3 protein-coding genes are annotated in these 3782 nt (G+C 69.2%); 1 reads left to right on the top strand and 2 read right to left on the bottom strand.

From position 1 onward, the window contains the following. The first annotated feature begins 226 nt into the window (after positions 1 to 226). Positions 227 to 946 (top strand): hypothetical protein, encoded by a 720-nt coding sequence (locus tag ACDELDRAFT_RS20075; RefSeq protein WP_005799887.1) that lies wholly within the window; start codon positions 227 to 229, stop codon positions 944 to 946. Between the two features lie 588 nt (positions 947 to 1534). Here ACDELDRAFT_RS20075 and ACDELDRAFT_RS20070 read toward each other — a convergent pair. Both ACDELDRAFT_RS20070 and ACDELDRAFT_RS20065 read right to left on the bottom strand, forming a co-directional pair. Next, positions 1535 to 2119 carry a molybdopterin-dependent oxidoreductase gene (locus ACDELDRAFT_RS20070; protein ID WP_005799886.1) on the bottom strand — a complete coding sequence of 195 codons (585 nt, stop codon included), beginning with the start codon at positions 2117 to 2119 and terminating at the stop codon, positions 1535 to 1537. A 93-nt stretch (positions 2120 to 2212) separates the two neighbouring features. Further along, complete coding sequence (locus ACDELDRAFT_RS20065) at positions 2213 to 3649, bottom strand: NAD-dependent succinate-semialdehyde dehydrogenase (RefSeq protein WP_005799885.1); 1437 nt, start codon at positions 3647 to 3649, stop codon at positions 2213 to 2215. Positions 3650 to 3782: the final 133 nt, after the last annotated feature.

Below are 3782 nucleotides of genomic sequence, written 5' to 3'. Positions count from 1 at the left end.
CCCTTGGTGCCCGGCCACGGATGGGCAACGGCGCTCCGGCCTGCTGGCCGGGGCTGCCGCTGGTCCCCCGCAGGGGCGCCCCGCGCAATCCCTGCAACAAACCAGCCACCAGCGCTTATCCATAAAGCGCAGACAGCTATCAACTTGTGAGCATCGGTTTCCGGCTTCGGCGGGGAATCGGCCTTGCTCGCCCTTTTTATCCGCCAACTCCACAAGGAAACCGTCCATGACATCGTCCCTGCACCTGCGCGCACCCCTGCTGTCTGCCCTGCTTGTCTGCGCCACCACCACGGCCCAGGCCCACCAGGTCTGGCTCGAAAACACCGCGGGCCAGGCCCGCCTGCACTTTGGCGAGTTCAACGACAACCTGCGCGAAACCTCACCCGGCAGGCTCGACCAGTTCAAAGGCGTGCCCGCGCTGGAGCAGCGCACCGGCGCCACCGCCCAGCGCGTGGAAGGCCAGCTCGGCAAGGACGCCTTTGCCTACACCGTGGCCGGCGCGCCCGACACGCTGTTCGCCGCCGCTACCTATCCGCTGATCGACCGCAGCAAGCGCAACCTGCCCGCCATGTACTGGCAGCCCTCGGCCCGCTGGGTGGCCAGCCTGGCGCGGCCCATTGCGCCCACGGCGCCGCTTGACCTCGTGCCCACGGGCACGCCGGGCCAGTTCAAGGCGGTGTTCAAAGGGGCGCCGCTGGGCAAGGCGAAGGTGCAGCTTGCAGCCCCCTCGGGCTGGACGCGCGAGGCCACCACGGCCGACGATGGCACCGTGACCTTCGCCCTGCCCTGGAAAGGCCAATACGTGGCCGAAGTGAAGCACGCCGACAAGACCGAGGGCGTTGTCCAGGGCGAGAAATACGGCGAAGCCAGCTACGTCACCACGCTGACCTTCGTCCAAGCCGAAGGCATGGCCTCGCCCACGCTGCCGCCGACCGCGGCACAGTGACCCGTACAGCGCACCGGGGCCGGCGCCCGGGCGCCGCGCAGCCGTACCCGCCCGCCGGTTTAAAGCAAAAAAGGGCTCATGCGCTTGCCTGGTGGGCCGAAGCAGCTTTTTTTTGATAGCAAACCGCGCGGGCGGACGTACGGCAGGCGCTGCCTGGGCGTGAGCGGTAAGGCGCAAGGCAGCGCCCCCCGGTATTCGTGAGGCCGGCAGGCGGTGTTCAGCGGCCGCCACGGCGGGGCAGCCCCGGCCTTGATGCCATCGGCCATCTGCATTTGAATGCACTGATGCGCTGGCGCTCAGATAGCCCGTGCGGCACACCCTGCCCGCTTGGCTCTGGCTCTAGCGACTGCTGCGCGGCCACTGGCATCGCCGGGATCCCGGGGTTGCCAGGTTACCGGGGGTTGCGAGCATGCGACCGGCGCCCCGCAGACACCGAGGGTTGCGAGCCGCCAGTCCCTCGGCGTGAGCCACTCTCCCCAGCGGACAACGGCGCCGGGCGTTAGAGCGCGACGGTCCGCTGCACCGACGCCCAACGCCGGACACCACCAAACCGCCCTCAGCCCCGCGCCGCGCCGTCAAGACAACGGCTCAGGCGTTCTGCACGTCGATGTGGTACAGCCCCCAGGGGCACACGGCGAAGCGTTCCTTCAGGGGCTTGTCCTTGAAGGTCGGCAGCGCATCTGCGTCGTAGACGGCCCACTGCGGCCCCAGCCCGCCCAGCCCCAGCGGCTGCCCGTCCATGTGGGTGGCGATGATCATGCGGTACGCGAGGGCGTCGGCCAGGCTGAGCACTGCGTTGTAGCCATCGACGGCACGCAGCCCCAGCGTGATGGCGCGGCCTTGCGCCACGCCCGCCGCATCGAGCACGGACGCCAGCAGCGGGCCTTCCAGCGTATGCCGCTGGGCGTCGTATTCGAGCGTGGGCCGGATCGACACCGAGGGCAGGCGCTGCAGCGCGGCAGCATCCAGCGCATGGGCCTTGCTGAACTGCACGCCATGCTTGCCCATCATCTGGTCCCGCACGGCATCGAGCGGGCCCCGGTTCGGCTTGTCAATGGCGCCGCTCACCGTCAGCAGGGTCGCCTGGCGCACCGTGCGGGGCGCGGCAATGCCGCTGGTGGCAGAAAACACGCCGGCCAGTCCGGCGGTGACGACGAAATTGCGTTTGTTCATCGGGCTTCCTTTCCGTGCGCAAGAGCGCACCGCAGGTGGGGCCGCGCCACGCCGTCCGGGCCTGTGGCGCCGGCAGCAGGCCGCCCCACCCGATCACACGTTCATGATCGACACCAGGCGCGTATTCAGGTGCGCCTCCACCGCCTCTGGCCCGCCCTCCGAGCCATAGCCCGAATCATTGATACCGCCAAACGGCAGTTCGGCCGCCGGGGCCGCGGCCTGGTTGATCCACAGCATGCCCACTTCCAGCCGCTGGGCCAGCAGGTGGGCGTTCTTGAGCGAACGGGTGAAGGCGTAGCCGGCCAGGCCAAACGGCAGGCGGTTGGCTTCGGCAATGGCGTCCTCGATGTTCTCGAAGCCCCGCACGGCGGCCACGGGGCCGAAGGGCTCCTCGTTGAGGATGCGGGCCGACAGCGGAACGTCATCGAGCACCGTGGGCTGGAAGAAATTGCCTTCGGTGCCGATACGCTCGCCGCCCGCCAGCACCTTGGCGCCTCGCTGCACGGCGTCGGCCAGCAGGCCCGTCATGGCCGTGATGCGGCGCGGGTTGGCCAGCGGGCCCATCTGCGTGCCGGCCACCAGGCCGTCGCCCACGTTCAGGCCCTGGGCGTACCTGGCAAAGGCGGCCACGAAGTCGGCGCGGATGCTTTCGTGCACCAGGTAGCGGGTGGGTGAGATGCACACCTGGCCGGCGTTGCGGAACTTGGCGCCACTGGAGATGCGGATGGCCAGATCCAGGTCGGCATCTTCGGCCACGATGACCGGGGCGTGGCCGCCCAGCTCCATCGTCACGCGCTTCATGTGCTGGCCCGCCAATGCGGCCAGCTGCTTGCCCACGGGGGTGGAGCCGGTGAAGGTGACCTTGCGGATGACCGGGTGCGGAATCAGGTAGTTCGAGATTTCCGCCGGGTTGCCGTACACCAGCCCCACGGTGCCGGCGGGCACGCCCGCATCGGCAAAGGCACGGATCAGCTCGGCAGGGCTGGCCGGTGTTTCTTCCGCCGCCTTGACGAGGATGGAGCAGCCCGCTGCCAGGGCGGCGGCCACCTTGCGCACCACCTGGTTGATGGGAAAGTTCCACGGCGTGAACGCCGCCACCGGGCCTACCGGGTCCTTCAGCACCATCTGGTGCGCCGCCAGGTTGCGCGAGGGCACGATGCGGCCATACACGCGCAGCGATTCATCGGCAAACCATTCGATGATGTCGGCCGAAGCCAGCGTCTCTACCCGGGCTTCGGCCAGGGGCTTGCCCTGCTCTTGCACCATGATGGCGGCAATGGCCTCGGCGCGCTCGCGCATCAGCGCGGCGGCCCGGCGCATGGTCTTGGCGCGCTCTGCCGCCGCAATGCCGCGCCACGCCTCAAAGCCGCTTTGGGCGGCCCGCAGCGCGCGGTCCAGATCGGCACGGCCGGCATGGGCCACACGGCCGATCTCTTTGCCCGTGGCGGGGTTGAACACGGCAAGCGTCTTGCCGTCGGCGGCATCCTGCCATTCACCGGCAATGAAAAGACGGGTCGAGGGGTAGCTCATGCAAGGCTCCTGATGACGAAGGGGGAAAGCAGAAGAAACGGCGGGGCCGCGGGCCCCGCCGTGCGAATCCAACCGGCACTATAGGCACGCATGCCGCAGCGTGCAGGCGCGGCAGCGCAACGCCGGCCGCCAG

Source organism: Acidovorax delafieldii 2AN, from assembly GCF_000175235.1.
Taxonomy (GTDB): Bacteria; Pseudomonadota; Gammaproteobacteria; order Burkholderiales; family Burkholderiaceae_C; genus Acidovorax; species Acidovorax delafieldii_B.
Note: the sequence above shows the minus strand (reverse complement) of the source record. Positions and strands in the feature narration are given on the sequence as shown.

Coding starts and splice junctions, on each gene's coding strand:
- ACDELDRAFT_RS20075 (WP_005799887.1), top strand. CDS start 227: ATGACATCGTCCCTGCACCTGCGCGCACCCCTGCTGTCTGCCCTGCTT.
- ACDELDRAFT_RS20070 (WP_005799886.1), bottom strand. CDS start 2,119: ATGAACAAACGCAATTTCGTCGTCACCGCCGGACTGGCCGGCGTGTTT.
- ACDELDRAFT_RS20065 (WP_005799885.1), bottom strand. CDS start 3,649: ATGAGCTACCCCTCGACCCGTCTTTTCATTGCCGGTGAATGGCAGGAT.